General features: G+C 63.6%; 17 protein-coding genes. 5 read left to right on the forward strand and 12 right to left on the reverse strand.

Annotated features, from left to right (window positions below):
- Positions 1-31: 31 nt before the first annotated feature.
- Genes E2K99_RS16280 through E2K99_RS26105 form a run of 3 tightly spaced genes read right to left on the reverse strand, consistent with a single transcriptional unit; the run spans position 32 to position 1885 of the window.
- Positions 32-919, reverse strand: coding sequence for a metal ABC transporter permease (locus E2K99_RS16280; RefSeq protein WP_039784850.1), 888 nt, complete (start codon positions 917-919; stop codon positions 32-34).
- Positions 916-1752 (reverse strand): zinc ABC transporter ATP-binding protein AztA, encoded by an 837-nt coding sequence (gene aztA, locus E2K99_RS16285; RefSeq protein ID WP_039784849.1) that lies wholly within the window; start codon positions 1750-1752, stop codon positions 916-918. The genes E2K99_RS16280 and aztA overlap by 4 nt, the downstream gene beginning before the upstream one ends.
- Before the next feature lies 1 nt (position 1753).
- Positions 1754-1885, reverse strand: coding sequence for a hypothetical protein (locus E2K99_RS26105; RefSeq protein ID WP_256497406.1), 132 nt, complete (start codon positions 1883-1885; stop codon positions 1754-1756).
- Between the two features lie 291 nt (positions 1886-2176).
- On the opposite strand from E2K99_RS26105, the gene E2K99_RS16290 reads away from it, so the two are divergent.
- The 4 genes from E2K99_RS16290 to E2K99_RS16305 all read left to right on the forward strand — a co-directional run bounded on the left by E2K99_RS16290 (position 2177) and on the right by E2K99_RS16305 (position 5678).
- Positions 2177-2770, forward strand: coding sequence for a DUF2796 domain-containing protein (locus E2K99_RS16290; protein WP_134222888.1), 594 nt, complete (start codon positions 2177-2179; stop codon positions 2768-2770).
- Positions 2771-2889: 119 nt separating this feature from the next.
- Positions 2890-3624 (forward strand): ABC transporter ATP-binding protein, encoded by a 735-nt coding sequence (locus tag E2K99_RS16295; protein ID WP_134222889.1) that lies wholly within the window; start codon positions 2890-2892, stop codon positions 3622-3624.
- On the forward strand, positions 3621-4889 hold the full coding sequence (locus tag E2K99_RS16300) for an ABC transporter permease (protein ID WP_121042165.1): 1269 nt from the start codon (positions 3621-3623) through the stop codon (positions 4887-4889). Before E2K99_RS16295 ends, E2K99_RS16300 begins: the two co-directional genes overlap by 4 nt.
- 15 nt (positions 4890-4904) lie before the next feature.
- On the forward strand, positions 4905-5678 hold the full coding sequence (locus E2K99_RS16305; protein ID WP_121042167.1) for a DUF3299 domain-containing protein: 774 nt from the start codon (positions 4905-4907) through the stop codon (positions 5676-5678).
- A gap of 1536 nt (positions 5679-7214) precedes the next feature.
- On the opposite strand, the gene E2K99_RS16310 is transcribed toward E2K99_RS16305, so the two are convergent.
- From E2K99_RS16310 to E2K99_RS16350, 9 genes are all read right to left on the reverse strand, one after another.
- A complete protein-coding gene (locus E2K99_RS16310) occupies positions 7215-7883 on the reverse strand; it encodes a DUF2026 family protein (protein ID WP_134222890.1) in 669 nt (222 codons plus the stop codon).
- A gap of 384 nt (positions 7884-8267) precedes the next feature.
- On the reverse strand, positions 8268-8579 hold the full coding sequence (locus tag E2K99_RS16315) for a hypothetical protein (protein WP_121042171.1): 312 nt from the start codon (positions 8577-8579) through the stop codon (positions 8268-8270).
- Positions 8580-9015: 436 nt separating this feature from the next.
- Positions 9016-10215 (reverse strand): M20 aminoacylase family protein, encoded by a 1200-nt coding sequence (locus E2K99_RS16320; protein WP_134222891.1) that lies wholly within the window; start codon positions 10213-10215, stop codon positions 9016-9018.
- A complete protein-coding gene (locus E2K99_RS16325; RefSeq protein WP_134222892.1) occupies positions 10212-11633 on the reverse strand; it encodes a M20 family metallopeptidase in 1422 nt (473 codons plus the stop codon). Before E2K99_RS16325 ends, E2K99_RS16320 begins: the two co-directional genes overlap by 4 nt.
- Positions 11634-11672: 39 nt before the next feature.
- The gene (locus E2K99_RS16330; RefSeq protein WP_134222893.1) at positions 11673-12518 is read right to left on the reverse strand and encodes an ATP-binding cassette domain-containing protein; all 846 of its coding nucleotides are present in this window, start codon (positions 12516-12518) and stop codon (positions 11673-11675) included.
- Entirely contained in the window at positions 12515-13519 is a 1005-nt protein-coding gene (locus E2K99_RS16335) for an ABC transporter ATP-binding protein (protein ID WP_134222894.1), read from the reverse strand. The genes E2K99_RS16330 and E2K99_RS16335 overlap by 4 nt, the downstream gene beginning before the upstream one ends.
- A 22-nt stretch (positions 13520-13541) precedes the next feature.
- On the reverse strand, positions 13542-14462 hold the full coding sequence (locus E2K99_RS16340) for an ABC transporter permease (RefSeq protein WP_134222895.1): 921 nt from the start codon (positions 14460-14462) through the stop codon (positions 13542-13544).
- A 17-nt stretch (positions 14463-14479) separates the two neighbouring features.
- Entirely contained in the window at positions 14480-15397 is a 918-nt protein-coding gene (locus E2K99_RS16345) for an ABC transporter permease (RefSeq protein ID WP_121042182.1), read from the reverse strand.
- 71 nt (positions 15398-15468) lie between these two features.
- Positions 15469-17007 carry an ABC transporter substrate-binding protein gene (locus E2K99_RS16350; protein WP_134222896.1) on the reverse strand — a complete coding sequence of 513 codons (1539 nt, stop codon included), beginning with the start codon at positions 17005-17007 and terminating at the stop codon, positions 15469-15471.
- 335 nt (positions 17008-17342) lie between these two features.
- Here E2K99_RS16350 and E2K99_RS16355 point away from each other — a divergent pair, with 335 nt between their 5' ends.
- Positions 17343-18254: a LysR family transcriptional regulator gene (locus tag E2K99_RS16355; protein WP_134222897.1), complete on the forward strand. Its 912-nt coding sequence runs from the start codon at positions 17343-17345 to the stop codon at positions 18252-18254.
- Positions 18255-18276: the final 22 nt, after the last annotated feature.

The raw sequence follows: 18276 nt of genomic DNA on the forward strand, positions 1-18276 counted from the left end.
AAATCAGCAATAGACAGGAGAAAGTGAAGTCTCAGGCCTGCAGGTGCGGTCGCCGCAACAGGCGCGGCAGCCAGCCGCGCGGGGCCAACAACAGCGAAGCGGCATACAGCACGCCCGCGCAGACGATGATGACGGGGCCGGACGGCACCGAGGCGTAATACGAGATCAGCAGCCCCGCATACCCGGCCAGCGCCGCCTGCAACACGCTGTTGCACAGCTGCGCGGGCAAGGTGTCGTGCCACAACCGGGCCGAGACCGCCGGCAGCATCATCAGGCCGACCGCCATCAAGGTGCCCAGGGTCTGGAAGGAGGCGACCAGGTTCATCACCACGAGCATCAGGAATACCTGCTGGTAGATCGCACCGCCGCTGCGTCCGCCGCCCACGGCCATGTAGGAAGGATCGAAGCTCTCCAGCAGCAGCCCGCGATAGAGCGCGGCGATGCCCAGCACGCTGGCGCTGGCCACACCGGCAATGAGTACCAGGCCCTCGCTGTCCACGCCCAGTACGTTGCCGAAGAGGATGTGCAGCAGATCGAGCTGGGTGCCGTGGCGAGAAATCAGGATCACGCCCAGCGCCAGGGCCACCACGTAGATGGCAGCCAGGCTGGCGTCTTCCTTCAGTTCGGTATGGCGGCTGATCCAGCCGGCCACGGCCACCACCAGCACCCCGGCGGCAAACCCGCCGATGGACAGCGCCGGCAACGACAGGCCGAAGAAGATGAAACCCACCGCCACGCCCGGCAGCACGGCGTGGCTCAGGGCCTCGCCGAACAGGCTCATGCGGCGCAGGGTCAGCAGCACGCCCAGCGGGGCGCTGCCCAGCGCCAGGGCAAAGGCAGCCACCAAAGCGCGGCGCATGAAGGAAAATTCCAGGAACGGGGCAATGGCCAGCGTTTGCAACGTCGAAAGTACGCTCATGCCTGGCCTCCCGGGCTGGCGGCATGGTGCGCGTGGGGATGCCCATGTGAATGTTCATGCGCATGGTCATGCACGCGCGACAAGGCCAGCACCTCCGCTTCGCTCACCTCGCAGACGCCGGCATGCTCATCGACCGCTTCGGCCATGGCACGGGCGCGCTGCAGGTTTTCTTCACACATGACCTCGGCCGTCTCGCCCCAGGCCACCACATTGCGCGCCAGCAGCAAGGTCTGCGGGAAGGCGCGGCGCACCTGGTCGTGGTCGTGCAGCACCGCAATGACGGTGCGGCGTTCGGCATGCCAGGCCGAGATGATGCGCAGCAGGTCGCCGGTGGTGCGGGCGTCGATGGCATTGAAGGGTTCATCCAGCAGGATCACCTCGGCATCCTGCAGCAGGATGCGGGCAAACAGCACGCGCTGGAACTGCCCGACCGACAGGCTGGACACCGGGCGTCCGGCAAAACCGTCCAGCCCGACTGCCGCCAGCGCCTGCACCGCACGCTGGCGCATGGCGGCGTCGATGCCGCCCCAGTTGCCCTTGGCCTGCCAGTAACCCAGTTGCACGCAGTCGATCACCGTGATGGGGAAGCTGCGGTCAATCTCGGCCTGCTGCGGCAGGTAGGCGATGCGGCGTGCATCGACATGGGTATGCACGCGTCCGTCATTGCAGCGCACCAGCCCCAGCATGGTCTTGAGCAGAGTGCTCTTGCCAGCCCCGTTGGGACCGACGATGGCGGTGAGCGAACCACGCGCAAAGGCCCCGTTGACATGGTGCAAGGCCGGGTGGCGGCGATAGCTGACGGTGAGGTTGTCCAGCGAGATGGCAGCGTCCATGTCAGCCCTCCCCCAAGGCCCAGTGCACGCCCAGCCACAGCAGCAGGACTACGGGCACAACGGCCAGCACACGCTCCCACCAGGGGCTGGCGAGCACGCCTTGCTTCAACAGGAATCGAGAGAGAAACGACACGGCAGGCAATCTGAGAAGAAGCAACACGGGCACCGGACAAGGCGGCCAGCAAGGCCGGGAAGAGCACACTTGCCCGTTGGCGCAACCGAGTTGCAGAAACAGGAAAAGCAGGCATTATAATGCAACCCTGTTGCAGAATGTAACAACGCTGCAAATCTGCCCGTGGTCCGGGGCACAATGCCGCTCTGAGGGCGGATCTTCTGCCCTGGTTTGCAGTCTGTTTCCTTGCGTTGCCGGTTTGCCGCCCCCCCTTAAATTCCCTTTACAACAAGCACAAGAAAGAAGCCGCCCATGTTCCGATCCCGTCCATCGTTGCGCCTGATTCCTCTCGTCCTGCTGTCCCTGGCCAGCCTGCCTGCGCTGGCCGCCGATGAAGGCCATGACCATCATGGCAACCATCCCGCGCATGTGCACGGCGTGGGCAAGCTGGACGTGGCCCTGGAAGGCAACACCCTGACCCTGCACCTGGACAGCCCGCTGATCAACCTGGTCGGCTTCGAACACGCCGCCAGCAGCGGCAAGGACAAGGACACCGTGCGCGCCGCCGTCAAGAACCTGCGCGAGGTCAACCGCATGTTCGCCACCGATGCCGCCGCCCAGTGCAAGCCGGCCGAAGTGCAGCTGGAGTCGGCCGTGCTGACACCGGCCCTCCTGGGTGAGAAGACGCCCGCCAGCAGCGAGCCCGCCCCCAGCGATGGCCATGCCGACCTCGATGGCGATTTCACCCTGGTCTGCGCCACCCCCGGCGCACTCAATACGGTGGATGTGAGCGGCCTGTTTGCCGCCTTCCCCGGCTTCCAGCGCATCGACGTGCAACTGGCCACGCCCAAGAAGCAAGGTGCGGTGCAACTGGTGCCGGGCAGCGCCCTGATCCCCCTGAACTGATGCACCGACCCGCCGGGGCCACCTGCCCCGGCAACCAGTCAGCCCAATGACAGGCACCGGCGCTATGATCGGCCCTCCCCCTCTGCCTCGGCGCTCCTGCGCTTTTCCTTCATGTTGTCATGACTCTCCCTGAACGCCCCTCCCCGGCCGCCGCCATCGCCATGCGCGACCTGCGCTTCACCTGGCCCGGCCAGACGCACCCGGCGCTGGCCTTGCCGCATTTCCAGGTCGCGGCTGGTGAACATGTCTTCGTCAGCGGCCCCAGCGGCAGCGGCAAGAGCACCCTGCTGGCCGCCATCGGCGGCATCATCGTGCCGCAAGCCGGCACCGTGGAAGTCTTGGGCCAGCCGCTGCACAGTCTCTCGGCGGCGCGGCGGGACCGCTTCCGGGTGGATCACATCGGCTTCATCTTCCAGCAGTTCAATTTGCTGCCATATCTATCGATCCTCGACAACGTGCTGCTGCCCTGCCAGTTCTCGTCCTACCGCAGGGAGCGCGCCGGCCAGCAAGGCGCCGATCTCAAGGGCGTGGCGCAATCCCTGCTGGCGGCGCTGGATCTGGCACCGGGCCTGTGGACGCGCCCCGTGACCCAACTCTCCATCGGCCAGCAGCAACGTGTGGCCGCTGCGCGCTCGCTGATCGGCCGTCCGGAAATCATCGTCGCCGACGAACCGACCTCGGCCCTGGACAGCGACCGCCAGCAAGCCTTCCTCGACCTGCTGCAGCGCGAATGCGCGCAGAGCGGCGCGGCACTGGTCTTCGTCAGCCACGACCAGCGCCTGGCCGAACGCTTCAACCGCCGCATCGCGCTGGAACAGCTGAACCAGGCCGCCCGTCCCGAGGAGGCCGCATGAAGCTGCTCCTGCGACTGGCCGCGCGCAGCGCCTGGAACCGCCGCTTCACGCTGGGGCTGATGCTGCTGGCCATTGCCCTCTCTACCACCATGCTGCTCGGCATCGAACGGGTACGCCATGAAGTGCGGGCCGGGTTCTCGCAATCGGTGTCCGGCACGGATCTGGTGGTCGGTGCGCGGACCAGTCCGATCCAGCTGATGCTGTACGCCATCTTCCGCATCGGCGGGGCCACCAACAACATGGGCTGGGACAGTGCCCAGACCCTGGCGCGCAATCCCGCGGTGGCCTGGACCATCCCGATCTCGCTGGGCGATTCACATCGCGGCTTCCCGGTGCTGGCCACCAATGGGGATTACTTCACCCATTTCCGCTATGGCAGCGGCCAGTCGCTCAAGCTGGCCCAAGGCCAGCCCTTTGCCGGCGTCTTCGATGCCGTGCTGGGGGCGGACGTGGCCGACAAGTTGCACTATCACCTCGGAGACGTCATCGTCCTGGCCCATGGCATGGGTGGTCTCGGGCTGACCCAGCACGCCGACAAACCCTTCAAGGTGGTCGGCATCCTGGCCCGCACCGGCACCCCGGTGGACCGCACGGTACATATCGGCCTGGATGGCATGCAGGCCATCCACCTTGACTGGGAAGGCGGTGCGCCCTTGCCGGGGGTGCATATCCCGGCCGAATTCGTGAAGAAATTCAACCTGACGCCGACCAGCATCACCGCCGTCCTGGTGGGCCTGAAGAGCCGCGCCCGCGTGTTCGCCGTGCAGCGCGCCATTGCCGATGGCGATGGCTTCAAGGAGCCCTTGATGGCCGTGCTGCCGGGCGTGGCGCTGGACCAGCTGTGGGACGTGGTCGGCATCGGCGAGAACGCCTTGCTGGTGGTCTCGGGCATGGTGGTGGTGGTCGGCCTGGCCGGGCTGGTGGCGGCGATCCTGGCCAGCCTGGGCGAGCGGCGGCGCGAGCTGGCCATTCTGCGCTCGGTCGGAGCGCGTCCGCTGGATGTGCTGTGGCTGCTGTGCGTGGAGGGACTGGGCGTGATGCTGTGCGGCGTGCTGGCGGGGCTGTTGCTGCTGAGCGGACTGATCTGGGTGCTGGGGCCGATGCTGGCTGACCAGTTCGGCATTGCCCTGCATCCCGCCTGGCCGGCGGCAGGCGAATTACAATTGCTGCTCTGGACCGTGCTGGCCGGACTGGTGGCCAGCCTGTTGCCGGCCTGGCGCGCGTATCGCCTGAGCCTGTCGGACGGCCTGACACCAAGACTCTGATCTGGAAGCCATGATATGAAGACTCTTTACTGGATAGGCGGCATCGTGGTCGCCGGCCTGTGGGCCGGGCTGGGCGTGCGCCTGCTCTCGCAAGTCAACGCCCACGCGGCCCCGGCGGCCGCGCCTGCAGCGGTCAGCGCAGCCCCGGCGACGTCTGCTGCGCTGGCCGGCGCGGTCCCCGCCGTCACGGCACGCGCCGATGCCGGCAGCACGGTACCGGGCGTGGCGGACGCATCCAACGGCCCCTACAAGGTCGGCGACCAATTGCAGCAAAGTGCCGCCGTGACCGAAAAGCCTTACCAGGCCTCGGGCAAGATGGTGAACGGCTTCCAGGAGATCGCCTGGGAATCGTTGATCCCCAAGGACTGGGACCCGATGGCCCCGTTCAAGGGCTTGAAACTGGACCAGATGACCGATGACGATCCGCGTGCCGATGCGGCGCTGTGGAAGGCCAAGAAATACTGGAAGGATGCCCCGGTCGACCCGGCCATGGAAGGCAAGCCGGTGCGCCTGCCCGGCTTTGTGGTATCCCTGGACCGAGAAGGCGAGGCACTCAAGGAATTCCTGCTGGTCCCCTACTTCGGTGCCTGCATTCACGTGCCGCCACCGCCGGCCAACCAGATCATTCACGTCAAGAGCGCCAAGGCCGTCAAGAATGTGCGCACCATGGATGCGGTGTGGATCAGCGGCGTGCTCAAGGTGGAACGCTCGGATTCTTCCATGGGCGCATCCAGCTACAGCATGAAAGCGGTCAGCGTCGAACCCTACAGCGCGCCGGACAAGAGCTGAGTCGTCGCCCGACGGCTTATCCCCAGCTTCTCCTCTGCCTCCTCCAAGGCCTGCCCTGCGCAGGCCTTATCCACATTTTACGGGGGCAAGCTTGTGGACAAGGCTTTGACAAGCCACCCAAGCCCTTGATTCTTCAGTACTTTTCCCTCCCGCCTCGGCAGCGCGCAGAAATGGTGCAGTCGCCTTCCGCCCATCTCGCGGCCCTGACTTGTCCCCGTCCCTTGAGCGGATATCCACATTTTTTGGGAGCAAGCCTGTGGAGAAGCGCTGGGCAAGTCAGGCAAGGTCTTGATTGCAAAGGACTTTCCTTAGCCGAGGCAGCAGCAGGCAAAAAACGGGCAGCCCGGCAGACCCGATAAGCGTTGCAGGACCTGCAAGGATATCCACATTTTCTGGGAGCAAGCTTGTGGAGAAGCACTTGACAAGCCACTCAAGCCGTTGATTCCAAACAACTTTTCATTAACGCAACTGCGGCTGGCAAAGACCACCCAAATACGGCCGACCTTGGCTTTTCAGCTTGCTCCGGACTCGAAATACGGCATCGCCAGGCGCTTCCGGCAGGATATCCACACATTTTGGGAGCAAGCCTGTGGACAAGCGCTTGACAAGAGATTCAAGCAATTGATTACAAAGGAAAAACCATTTCAGATGCAAACCCGGGCAGTTTTTTGGCGCACCAGTCCGTCCGCCGCAAAGCCGCGCCCAGACTGGCCGAGCGGGGTGATATCCACACTTTTTGGGAGCAAGCCTGTGGAAAAGCACTGGACAAGCCACTCAAACCATTGATTGTTAAGGGTTTTATGAAAAATGATACGAGACGGGCAACGCCCGTTGGTCTGCAGCCCTTGCATGGATATCCACATTTTTTGGGAGCAAGCCTGTGGAAAAGCGCTGGGTAAGCGCATCAAGTCGTTGATTGCAAAGGGAATTCACCACCAGGGCAGCGGATGGGCAACCGGCGGGCAACAGCGCGAGGCGGGGAAAGGAGAAAGCGATGGGCAGGCCCCGCTGACGGAGCCTGCCCGGAAGGGAGGGACGCACCCCGCGCCGCGCACCGACAAGCTTGCGCCTGACGGGAAGGGAGGACCGCGGCTTCCATCACGTGTGCGACCTGCCGGGTTACGACGCCACTGTCCGGCCTGGGCGTGAAGCATGAAGCTGGGAGAAACTGGCTGACCCGCAGAAAAAAAGGCCTGCGACGCGCTCGCATCGCAGGCAACAACATCTGCACAGGGTCAGAGGAGACGTGTTGAAGTCTAGTGGCCGCGTATGACCGCGCCATGACAGTGCACAGGGGATATGAAGGAAAAAGCGAGAGCGGCAGCGGCCGGGAGAAAAGTGATACCGAAAGTGATACCGAAAATGTCATGAAGCCGTCATAACGACGAACTATAGTGTGAACCCTAGTGCGGTACATGCAACCGATATGCATGATCGCATGGTGTGTTGGACATCTGTCCAGCACACCCTCCTCTCGGAGGCGTCCGCCTCCATGACATTCCCTGAAGAAACTGCTGAAGAAAAACGACGAACGTCTTACCAGACGCCTTCGATGGCCGTGGCCTGCAGTTTGATGCGCGAGACTTCGCCATCGGCGCCTTGCAGGGCCAGGTCGTCCGGCATGGCCTTGGGCGGCTTGCGGAACCATTCCAGGCACAGTTGCGACAGATTGGTCAGCGCCTTCTTGGCCATGAACTGCTGCAACAGCTCTCGCGTCAGTTCCAGGTTGGAAGCCAGGTAGAAGTCGCCCGGCTTGGCCAGTGCCTGCACGTCCGCGCTCATGCGCTGCAAGTCCTTCTGGAACATCTGGCGCGGCACCGGCAGCGGGTGGCCGGCCGAGACCAGCAGCTCCTGGAACAGCGGCGCCATGAAGTCCAGCGCATAGCCGTCGCACTGCACCCAGGCGTGGAAAGCATCCTGGTGGCTGGTGACGCTTTGGCCGTCCTCCCCCAGTGAACCAAAGGACAGCGCGCCGCCGCCATCTTCACGAATCAGGTAGAAGGCCGCACCGGCGACCGGGAAGGCATTGCGCTTGTAGAACTTCTTGAGGATCTGGGCGGCGGTGACGGAAAAGAAGAAACTGGCGGCCGGGATGTCCGCTTCCACGCTGTGCAGCACGGAATGGATGACGCGGAAGATGCGTTGGTAATCGGCCAGGGGGATCAATGGGCGCAGGTTCTGCGCGGAGGAATGTGAGCTTTGCATGGGCGCTATTTTCTCATGGAAAAGAACGGGCAAGCCGCTAGGCCGCTCCACGGGCGTGCCGGACTGCACACTCCCATTGCGTGACGCGCTTTGGAACAAAAGCGGCTGCACGACTTGCCGTTCCACCCTCAAGACATGTTTACTACGCAAAACTCTGCTACTACTGCTACGGCTACTTCAACTGCTGCTACGCACTGCAACTGCAACTACCACTACAAATCAATTGCAAAACGAAACGACATTGGTTCACTGCTGCTGCGGATGCTTGCTGTTGTTGCAGGCACTACCCCTAGTGCCACGCGACGGTACTGCCTTTGCTGCTTCACTCCCCCTCACTTCACTTCCCCTGCGATCCCTCGCCCCCAGGCATTGCTCCCCTGGAATTCAATCCGGCTTCTTCGGCTCCTGCATGAAGCAGGTGCAATCAACATCGTGATACTGTGCGCAGTGCTGCAGCGACGGCCGGGTCAGGCCATTGTCGAACAGCGAACGGTCTTCGGCATCCACCTTCACGTAGCGCAGGGCCGAGGCCATTACCTGCTGGTCGCGCCGGCCGATGTCGTCCAGCGACACTTCCAGGCTGCCCCACTCCTTGTCGGTCTTGACGAAGAGATACATCAGCACGGTGCAGAAGACCAGGTAGCTGATGAACATCAGGGTGATTTCACCCGGTACGGATTCGGTAACGAAATGCATGGCTGGCTCCTAAGGCAAGATTCTTGGTCAAGGTCTTGCGTGCCAGTCACGACCCCACTGTGTGGTCGGGGGTCCGGGGCACAGACCGTGTTTCATTGGTTCCCATGGTAGTGGCCCAACGTGACTGCGAACATCGGGGAATTCCTGATCCTGCAACGTGGCTTGTCAGCTCGACAGCAAGCTGGCACAAGGCTTTGCCGCATATCAAGCTCTTCCATGACCTCGGAAAGTTACGTGCATTTCAAGCCGGCCTGCCGCAGGGAAACAGCCGAAAAAAAACCCGCCAGGCTTGCGCATGGCGGGTTCAGGCTCGAATTGTCCAAGTCCAAGGACGTCTGAGGAGACGCCCTCAATGTACCGGGCCACGCAGCGGCTGAAAACGAAGCATTCGTCATGCGCTTATGCCGTTGACGTATAAGCCGCCCGACGTCCCCTCTCAGCTGGCCTTGACGGGCAGCCAGCGCTCCACCAGTCGGGTCCAAAAGGCGGCTCCCACCGGGATGTTGGCATCATTGAAATCGTAGCCTGCGTTGTGCAGCATGGGCTGGCCCTGCCCGTTGCCCACCCGCAAGAAGCAGCCAGGGCGCTGTTGCAGGAAGTAGGCAAAATCCTCGCTGCCGGCAATCGGACCGAAGGGCGCGATCACCTTCTCCGCACCCACCAGTTCCTCCGCCACGCTGCGAGCGAATTCGGTTTCGGCATCGCTGTTGACCAGCACCGGATAGCCGCGCAGGTACTCGATATCTGCGCGCGCACCGTAGCTCTCGGCATGCAACGCCACCAAGGCGCGGATGCGTTCTTCCAGCAACGCGCGCACCTCGGGCTTGAAGGAGCGCACGCTCAACTCCAGCGTGGCGAATTCGGGAATCACGTTGGAGGCCTTGCCCGCATGCAGGCTGCCGACCGTGACCACTGCCGTTTCCATCGGATCGACATTGCGCGAGACCACCGTCTGCAAGGCCATCACCAGGCTGGCTGCAGCCACCACCGGATCGACCGACAGGTGCGGCCGTGCGGCATGGCTGCCGCGCCCGGTGAGGCGGATCTTGACGGTATCGCAGGCGGCCATGAAGGGGCCGCTCCTGAACATGAACGTGCCCGCTTCCACGCCCGGATGATTGTGGATGCCGAACACGGCATCGCAGGGAAAACGTTCGAAGAGCCCATCGGCCAGCATCTTCTGCGCGCCGCTGTCGAAGCCGGCTTCCTCGGCCGGCTGGAAGATCAGGTGCAGCGTGCCGTCAAAACGGCGCGTGCGGGCCAGGTGCTTGGCCGCGCCCAGCAGCATGGCGGTATGGCCATCATGGCCGCAGGCGTGCATGGCACCGGGCTTCACGCTGGCCCAGTCCAGGCCGGTTTCTTCGTGGATGGGCAAGGCATCCATGTCGGCGCGCAGGCCAATGCTGCGGGCACTGGTGCCGGCTTTGAGGGTGGCGACCAGGCCATTGCCGCCGATGTGGCGGGTGACGGCATAGCCCCACTCTTCCAGGCGCGCGGCGACCAGGGCGGCGGTATCGACTTCCTCGAAGGACAGTTCGGGATGCTGGTGCAGATGGCGGCGGATGCCGGTGATTTCGTCGTGGATATCGTGCAGGTCGGCGACCTCGCACAGGGCGTGTTCATGCGGGTGACTCATTGTTTCTCCGTGGGGGATGGGCGGCGCGCCAGCACATCGCGGCCCTGCTCGGCCAGGTCCCAGAACAGGCCCGCCATCAGCTGCAGCGACTCGCGCGACACGCTGGCCAGTATATGCTCGTTGGGCGCGTGCTGTGAGCAGGCCGGATAGGAGTGCGGCACCCACAGCGTCGGCAGGCCGAGGGTCTCGGAGAAGACATCGTTGGGCAGCGAGCCCCCCAGGTTGGGCAGCAAGGTCGGTGTCTTGCCGGTGCTCTCCTGCAGCGAGGCCAGGCCCCAGCGCACCCATTCATCATCCGGATCGAGCCGCGTTGCCGAAAACTGCACGCCCGACAGCGTCACCTGCACATCGTCATAGCCGTGTTCATCCAGATGCGCGCGGATGTGTTCGATGAAATGCGCATCATCGCTGCCCACCACGAAACGGATCTGGCAATGCGCGGTGGCTCGCCCCGGAATGGCATTGACGGGCGCCTCCGGATTGCCGGTCTTGAAGGCCAGCACTTCCAGCGTATTCCAGCCGAAGACGCGCTCAGCGGGCGTGAGGTCGGGCTCGCCCCAATCCGGATCGATCTCGGGATCGGTGGGGCCGCCACCTAGCTTGACGCTGGCCAGGGCCTTGCGCACGCTCTGCGGCAAGGCATCGGGTAGCAATGCCGGCACGCGGATGGCACCGCGTTCATCGACCAGGCAGGCGATCGCATTGGCCAGGCGCACGCCGGGATTGCGCAGCAGGCCGCCCCAGTTGCCGGAGTGATGGCCGCCGTCGCGCAGATGGCAGGTCAGATCAAAGTTGCAGCCGCCGCGCGAGCCCAGGAACATGGTCGGCGTGGGAGCGTTCACGCGCGGGCCGTCGGAGGCGATGAAGAGATCAGCCTTCAGGCGCTCTGCATACTGGCGGCAGACTTCATTCAGGCCGGGTGAACCGGTTTCCTCGCCCATCTCCAGGATCAGCTTGACGTTGTAGCCGAGCTTGCCGCCGCGCACCTTCATGACTTCTTCCAGCGCGGCCAGGTTGATGGTGTGCTGGGCCTTGTTGTCGGCGATGCCGCGTCCGTACCAGCGTTCGCCCTCGACCACGATCTCCCACGGCGAGAGGCCGGCGCGCCATTGATTGTCATAGCCGCGCACCACGTCGCCATGCCCGTAGGTCAGCAAGGTGAAAGCGGCCCCCACTTCGATACGCTCGGCGATCAGGAAGGGACTGCCGCCCGGCAACGGATTGTCGATCACTTCGCAGTCAAAGCCCAGCGAGACGAGATAAGGCGTGATCTCCTGCCGCAGGTAGTCGTAGAGGATGGGCAGGCTGGCCGCTTCCTGGCTTTCGGTACGGATGGCCACGCGGCGCTTCAGGGTTTCCATGAATCGGCCGTCGTCGAAGTAAGCCTGTACGCCGGCGATGGCTTGTGCTCTGCTCATGCTGCTGCTCCTTGGTTTTTTTCAGTTTGGTTCATGTGTTCAGGCGGCTGCCGCCAGCGCCGGAATACCCAGGCCCGGATCGGGCGTCAGCGCCGAGGCCAGCAGCATGCGGGTATACGGATGCTGGGGATCGCTGAAGAGTTGTTCACGTGAGGCCAATTCCACGATGCTGCCCTTGTTCATCACGGCCACCCGGTCCACCAGGTGCTCCACCACGCCCAGGTCGTGGCTGATGAAGAGGTAGGTCAGCCCGAACTCGGCCTTCAGATCCAGCAGCAGGTTCAGGATCTGCGCCTGCACCGACACATCCAGCGCCGAGGTCGGTTCGTCGCAGATGAGGATGTCGGGCCGCAGGATCAGTGCCCGCGCAATCGCCACCCGCTGCCGCTGGCCGCCGGAGAGCTGGTTGGGATATTGCGTGTGGGTGCGCTCCGGCATGCCGACCAGATCGAGGATCTGGCGCACCTGGCGATTGCGCTCGGCCGCATTGCCGATGCCATGCAGCTTCAGCGGCAGGCCGACGATCTCGCCCACGGTCTTGCGCGGATTGAGCGACGAATACGGGTCCTGGAAGATCGGCTGGATGTGACGTGCATGCGCGCGGCGCTCGGTCGGATCGACCTCCTGGCCGTTGATGAGCACGTTGCCCGAAGTCGGCGCCAGCAGGCCCAGCAGCATCTTCGCCAGGGTGCTCTTGCCGCAGCCGGACTCGCCAACCAGGCCCAGCGTCTCGCCGCGATAAAGACGCAGCGACACGTCATCGACCGCCTTCAGTTCACCCGGTGCCTGGAACAGCCCGCGCTTGAGCGGATACACCTTCGACAGGGCGCACAGTTCCAGCGCAATATCGTCGAGGGGTGGACGTGGTTTCAACGCAGTGTTCATGCTGCCACCTCCATCGCCGACACCGGCGCATCGAGCTTGAAACAGCGCGCCTCATGCGGCAAGCCGGGGCCGCCCTGCTGCACCATGGGCGGATCCTGTTCGCAGCCGCTGTCGGCCAGGGTACAGCGATTGCGGAAGGCGCAGCCGCTGACCTGCCCGACCAGGCTGGGCACCACGCCCGGAATGGCTTGCAGCCTGCTGCCCGGCAAGGTCTTGCCGCGCACCGGGATGCAATTGAGCAAGCCGCGCGTATAGGGATGGCGCGGCTGCGCGAAGAGTTGGGCCACGCCGCTGGTTTCGACCACCTGCCCCGCATACATCACGGCCACGCGATCGGCGATGCGCGAGACCACGCCCAGGTCATGCGTGATGAAGATGACCGCAGTCCCGAACTCCTGCTGCAGTTCGCGGATCATGCGCAGGATCTGCGCCTGGATGGTCACGTCCAGTGCGGTAGTGGGTTCGTCGGCGATGATCAGGTCCGGGCTGCACATGAGCGACATGGCGATCATCACGCGCTGGCGCAGGCCGCCGGAGAGCTGGTGCGGATACTGGCGCAGGCGGTCTTCGGCGTTGCTGATGCCGGTCCGGTGCAGCAGGTAGAGCGCACGTTCGCGTGCCTCGCCACGTGTGACGCCCGGCTGCTGCAGCATCGCCTCGCAAAGCTGGTTGCCCAGCGTATAGGCGGGGTTCAGCGACGTCATCGGCTCTTGGAAGATCATCGACATGCGCTTGCCGCGCAACTGCATGCGCTGCCGCTCGCTCATGGTGTTGAGATCCGCGCCATCGAAGAGGATGTGGTCGGCACTGCATTGCGCCTTGCGCGGCAGCAGTCCCATCAAGGCCAGCGAAGTCATGGACTTGCCACAGCCGGACTCGCCGACCAGGCACAGCATCTCTCCCTTGCGCACCTGGAAATCGATGCCGCGCACGGCATGCAGCATGCCGTTTTCAGTGGGCAGGTCCACCTTCAGGTTTTTCACGTCCAGCAATACGCTCATGGTGTGCTCCTTGCGTGAACCATCAGTTGCGGCCATCGGGCGCGTTGACATCGCGCAGCCCGTCGCCGACCAGGTTGATCGCCAGCACCAGCAGCGCCAGCGCCACACCTGGAATGACGATCACCCAGGGCTTGAAGAACATGTAGGTCTTGCCCTCGGCCACCATCAGGCCCCACGACGGCGTGGGCGGCTGCACGCCCAGTCCGAGGAAGGACAGCGTGGCTTCCAGCAGGATGGCGTGAGCCATTTCGAGCGTCGCCACCACGATGAGCGCACCCATGATGTTGGGCAGGATCTCGCGCAGCAGGATGTAGGGGGTCGAGGCCCCGATGGCCTTGGCGGCCGCGATGAATTCGGCATCGCGCAACTGCTGCGTGGCCGAGCGCGTGACCACCGCAAAACGGTCCCACAGCAACAGCCCCAGCAGCACGATCACCACCTTCAGCGAGCCACCGACCAGCGAGGCCATGGCCAGCGCCACCAGCACCACCGGCATGGCCAGGCGCGTGGTGATGAGATAGCTGATGACGGCATCGGTGCGTCCGCCGAAGTAACCGGCCAGTACGCCCAGGGTGGTGCCGATCAGGCCCGAGATGAGCGCGGCGGCAATGCCGATGGTCAGCGAGACGCGCGCACCGAAGATCAGCCGCGAGAGATAGTCGCGCCCCAGCTTGTCAGTACCGAGGATGTGTTCCCAGCTGCCTTGGGCCTGCCACACCGGCGGGATCAGGCGCGCCGTGACATCCTGGTCGAAGGGATCATGCGGCGCCAGCAGCGGTGCGAAGATCGCCGCCAGCACGATGATGGCCAGGAACAGTGCGCCCAGCACCAGGCCGCGATGGCCGAGCAGGCGGCGCAGCTTGCGACGCCACGCCGGCAGCGGTGGCAAGGCCGCACTCAACACGGCAGGGGGCGGCAAGGTGGATGATGAGGTAACGCTCATATCGTCTCCAGACAAGATCAGCGGGTACGGATGCGCGGGTCCAGCAGCGCATTGATGACATCGGCCAGGAAGGTCAGACCGATATAGAACATGGCGATGATGAGCACCACGGCTTGCACCACCGGATAGTCGTTGCGCGAGATGGCGTCCCAGGCGAGCTGCCCCAGCCCCTGCATCGAGTAGACCGATTCGATGACCACCGACCCCCCCAGCATGAATCCCAGCTCAACTGCTGCCAGCGCCACCACCGGGATGACCGCATTGCGCAAGGCATGCTTGAACACCACCCGCGATTTGGAGAGTCCCTTGGCGCGTGCCGTACGGATGTAGTCCGAGCCCAGCACCTCCAGCATGCCCGAGCGGGTCAGCCGCATCATGGCCGGCATGGCGTAGTAGCCCAGCGCCACGGCCGGCAGGATGAAATGCTGCCAGCTCTCGTTGCCGGCCACCGGCAGCCAGTGCAGGGTGACGGCGAAGAGGAGGATCAGCGTCAGGCCGAACCAGAAGCTGGGCATGGCCTGCCCCACCACGGCGATCAGCAGCGCCGTGCGATCCAGCCAGGTATCGCGATAGAGCGCCGCCAGCACGCCCAGTGGAATGGCAGTCAGGATCGCCAGCAGCAAGGCGCTGCCGCCGAGTTTGAAGGTGATGGGCAGGCGTTCGGAAATCATTTCCATCACCGGCCCCTGGAAGTAGAAGGACTTGCCGAAGTCGAGCTGCACGGCGCGGCCCAGCCAGTCCACGTATTGCGTGGTCAGCGGGCGGTCCAGGCCGAACTGGGTACGCACCGATTCGACCTGGGCCGCCGTGGCTTCCGGCCCGGCGATGGAGACTGCCAGGTCACCGGAGAGATGCAGCAAGGTAAAGCTGACGACGGACACCGTCAGCGCCACGCACAAGGCGATGGCGAGGCGGCGCAGGAGGTAGATCAACATGGCGATCCTTCCTTGCAAAAGCTGGGCGGATGACGTCAGGAGCGGCGCACGCAGTGCGTGCGCCACCGGGCTTATTTCCAGGAGGCTTCGTAGAAGCGCGGCAACTCGTCCGGATATCCCTGGAACTTCAGCTGCGCATTGAAGGCATAGAAGGTCGAATAGGAGAACATCGGTGCCACGTAAGCCTGCTTGGAAATGAGTTCCTGCGCCTTGGTGTAATTGGCCTTGCGCACTGCCGGATCAATGGAGGTATCGGCCGTCTGCAGGAACTGCTGCAATTGCGGATCCTTGGTGATGTCATCGGCCCCGCCCTTGAAGTAGACACCGGCAAAGGCCGAGGTATCGTTCATGGAGAAGGAGCCCCATGAATAAAAGCTCATGGGTGTCTTGCCGCTGCGGTATTCGGTCTGCAGGGCCGCGAACTTCATGTAATGCAGCCGTGCGCGGATGCCGACCTTGCGCAGGTCGCCGATGATGGCTTCGGCGATTTCACGCTCGCGGTAAGCGTAGATGTCGGTATCGAAGCCATTCGGATAACCGGCCGCCGCCAGCAGCTCCTTGGCCTTGGCCGGGTTGTAGTCAAACTTGATGGCGGCATTGCTGTCGCAGCCGAACTGCGTGCGGAAGCAGGCGGTATAGACCGGCTGGCTGCCGCCGCGCATCAGGTTCTCGGCATAGCCCTTGCGGTTGATGGCGTGATTGACCGCCTGGCGCACGCGCACATCCTTGAAGGGAGAATTGGGCGCGGAGGTGCCGGTCGCATCCAGGGTGATGAAGCCCACGCGCATGGTCTCGCCACTCTGCACGGTCAGCTTGGGATTGGTCTTGAGCGAATCGGCCTGGTCGGGCGGCACGCGCCAGATCCAGTCGATGGCCCCGGTCATCAGCTGCGCGGCACGCGTTTCCGGATCGGGGATCACCACGAACTTGATGTTGCCAATCGAGGGCTGGCCTTGCGGGCTGTCCTTGAAGTAGTTGCCGTTCTTGACCAGCGTCACACCCTGCCCCGGGGTCACGCTGGTGACCTTGTAGGGACCGGTGCCGATGGGGGCCTTCGAGAACCCTTCCAGCCCGACCTTCTTGAAGTAGGCCGCCGGATAGATCGGCAGCGGACCGGCCAGATATTCGAGGGCAGCGGGGAACGGCCCCTTCAGGTTGATGCGCACCTGGTACTCGCCCAGCTTGTCGACACTCTTGATCCAGTCGGTATTCTGGCGCGTGACCGCCTTGGATTCCGGCGAGACGGCGTAGTTGAAGGTGAACACCACATCGTCGGCGCTGAACTTGTCGCCGTTCTGAAATTGCACGCCCTGGCGCAGATCGAGCACCAGCGCGGTGGGCGATTCCCACTTCCAGGCGGTGGCCAGTTGCGGCTTGTACTCGTTGGTCTTGGGATCGCGATAGATCAGCGTGTCCCAGATCAGGTGCGCCAGGATCACGCCTTCGCGCAGGTTGTTGTGGTACTGGCTGATGTTCTCGACTTCGCTGTCGGAAGCGTAGATGAGGGTGTCGTTGGCCTTGCCGGCATGGGCTGCCATCGCGCTCATGGCCCCCGCCACGAATACCGCGCAACGTGACCAGCGCATGAGGGATTTCGGTAGTGCGTTCATTCCTGCCCCTTCGTTCGAATAAGACAATTTAGAAAAAATCGCGACGTCGGGGCTGATACTAGGCTAGGATTTATCGATGCCACAATCATCAAATTTCTAAGCCTGCGTTGCCGAATCCAGAACGCAGAAATGCTGCACCACAATGAGACCACCCTGGCAAAAGCCGCATCGCTGCTGGGCTGCGGGGCGTGGAGCAGGTGCAGCATCGCAGTGCGCGCCCGGCCCGCAAACACTGCACCAAAGCCGTGAAGCACGCACCAAATAAAGCGCGAAATTATTTGCACCGACCGGGTAAAGTGCCGGTCAGCCTTGGTCAGGACGGAAGGAGTCACCGGATGAAATCACAGCAACTGCAAGACACCGCGCTGCGCTACTTTCTCGAAGTAGTGCGCTGCGGTTCCATCAGCGAAGCCTCGCAGCGCCTCAACGTGGCCAGCTCGGCCATCAGCCGCCAGATCAGCAGCCTGGAAGAAACGCTCGATACGGTTCTGTTTGAACGCCGTCCACGGGGCATGGTGCTCTCGGCGGGTGGCGAAATGCTGGCCGCGCATGCGCGCAAGATGGCCCTGGAGGCAGACCGCGTGGTGGCCGACCTGCAGGCCTTGAAAGGCTTGCGCAGCGGGCGTGTGCGGCTGTCGGCCTCGGAAGGTTTTGCGATCGATTTCCTGCCACGCCTGATCAATGCTTTCCAGAAAAAATATCCGGGCTTCGTGTTCCAGCTCTTCGTGGGGGCGCCTGCAGTCGTGTCGCGCCAGGTGCGCGAAGGCAATGCCGATATCGGCCTGACCTTCGCACGACTGCCCGAGCCGGAGATCAAGGTCGTGCACCGCCAGCCCGGCCCGATTGCGCTGGTGATGCGCAACGATCATCCGCTGGCGCGCTTCCGCCATGTGTCGCTGGGCCAGCTCAAACCCTATCCTCTGGCCCTGCCCGACCCGACCACCACGCTGCGGCAATTGTTCGACATCGCCTGCAGCCGCCAGCAGGTGGTGATCGAACCGGTGATGACCAGCAATTACATCCAGTCGCTGCACAACTACGTGCTCGACAACGATGCCCTCTCCATCACCGGCGACGTCACCGTGCGCTACCGCATCGAGCGCGGTGAACTGACCATGCGGCCGATCCGCGATTGTCCGAGGGATGGCCGCTTCGTTGAAGTACAGACCTTGGCCGGACGGACCTTGCCGCGCAGTGTCGAGATCTTCCTGGATTATCTGGTAGCGGAATTGAGCAAGGACCTGTAAACGCAACAACGCAACGCGGCCG

This window comes from Herbaspirillum huttiense (assembly GCF_004367745.1).
GTDB lineage: Bacteria > Pseudomonadota > Gammaproteobacteria > Burkholderiales > Burkholderiaceae_D > Herbaspirillum > Herbaspirillum huttiense.

Excerpts from the sequence above, each read along its gene's own strand:
- E2K99_RS16280 (WP_039784850.1), bottom strand. The coding sequence starts at position 919 with ATGAGCGTACTTTCGACGTTGCAAACGCTGGCCATTGCCCCGTTCCTG.
- aztA (WP_039784849.1), bottom strand. The coding sequence starts at position 1,752 with ATGGACGCTGCCATCTCGCTGGACAACCTCACCGTCAGCTATCGCCGC.
- E2K99_RS16290 (WP_134222888.1), top strand. The coding sequence starts at position 2,177 with ATGTTCCGATCCCGTCCATCGTTGCGCCTGATTCCTCTCGTCCTGCTG.
- E2K99_RS16295 (WP_134222889.1), top strand. The coding sequence starts at position 2,890 with ATGACTCTCCCTGAACGCCCCTCCCCGGCCGCCGCCATCGCCATGCGC.
- E2K99_RS16300 (WP_121042165.1), top strand. The coding sequence starts at position 3,621 with ATGAAGCTGCTCCTGCGACTGGCCGCGCGCAGCGCCTGGAACCGCCGC.
- E2K99_RS16305 (WP_121042167.1), top strand. The coding sequence starts at position 4,905 with ATGAAGACTCTTTACTGGATAGGCGGCATCGTGGTCGCCGGCCTGTGG.
- E2K99_RS16310 (WP_134222890.1), bottom strand. The coding sequence starts at position 7,883 with ATGCAAAGCTCACATTCCTCCGCGCAGAACCTGCGCCCATTGATCCCC.
- E2K99_RS16315 (WP_121042171.1), bottom strand. The coding sequence starts at position 8,579 with ATGCATTTCGTTACCGAATCCGTACCGGGTGAAATCACCCTGATGTTC.
- E2K99_RS16320 (WP_134222891.1), bottom strand. The coding sequence starts at position 10,215 with ATGAGTCACCCGCATGAACACGCCCTGTGCGAGGTCGCCGACCTGCAC.
- E2K99_RS16325 (WP_134222892.1), bottom strand. The coding sequence starts at position 11,633 with ATGAGCAGAGCACAAGCCATCGCCGGCGTACAGGCTTACTTCGACGAC.
- E2K99_RS16330 (WP_134222893.1), bottom strand. The coding sequence starts at position 12,518 with ATGAACACTGCGTTGAAACCACGTCCACCCCTCGACGATATTGCGCTG.
- E2K99_RS16335 (WP_134222894.1), bottom strand. The coding sequence starts at position 13,519 with ATGAGCGTATTGCTGGACGTGAAAAACCTGAAGGTGGACCTGCCCACT.
- E2K99_RS16340 (WP_134222895.1), bottom strand. The coding sequence starts at position 14,462 with ATGAGCGTTACCTCATCATCCACCTTGCCGCCCCCTGCCGTGTTGAGT.
- E2K99_RS16345 (WP_121042182.1), bottom strand. The coding sequence starts at position 15,397 with ATGTTGATCTACCTCCTGCGCCGCCTCGCCATCGCCTTGTGCGTGGCG.
- E2K99_RS16350 (WP_134222896.1), bottom strand. The coding sequence starts at position 17,007 with ATGAACGCACTACCGAAATCCCTCATGCGCTGGTCACGTTGCGCGGTA.
- E2K99_RS16355 (WP_134222897.1), top strand. The coding sequence starts at position 17,343 with ATGAAATCACAGCAACTGCAAGACACCGCGCTGCGCTACTTTCTCGAA.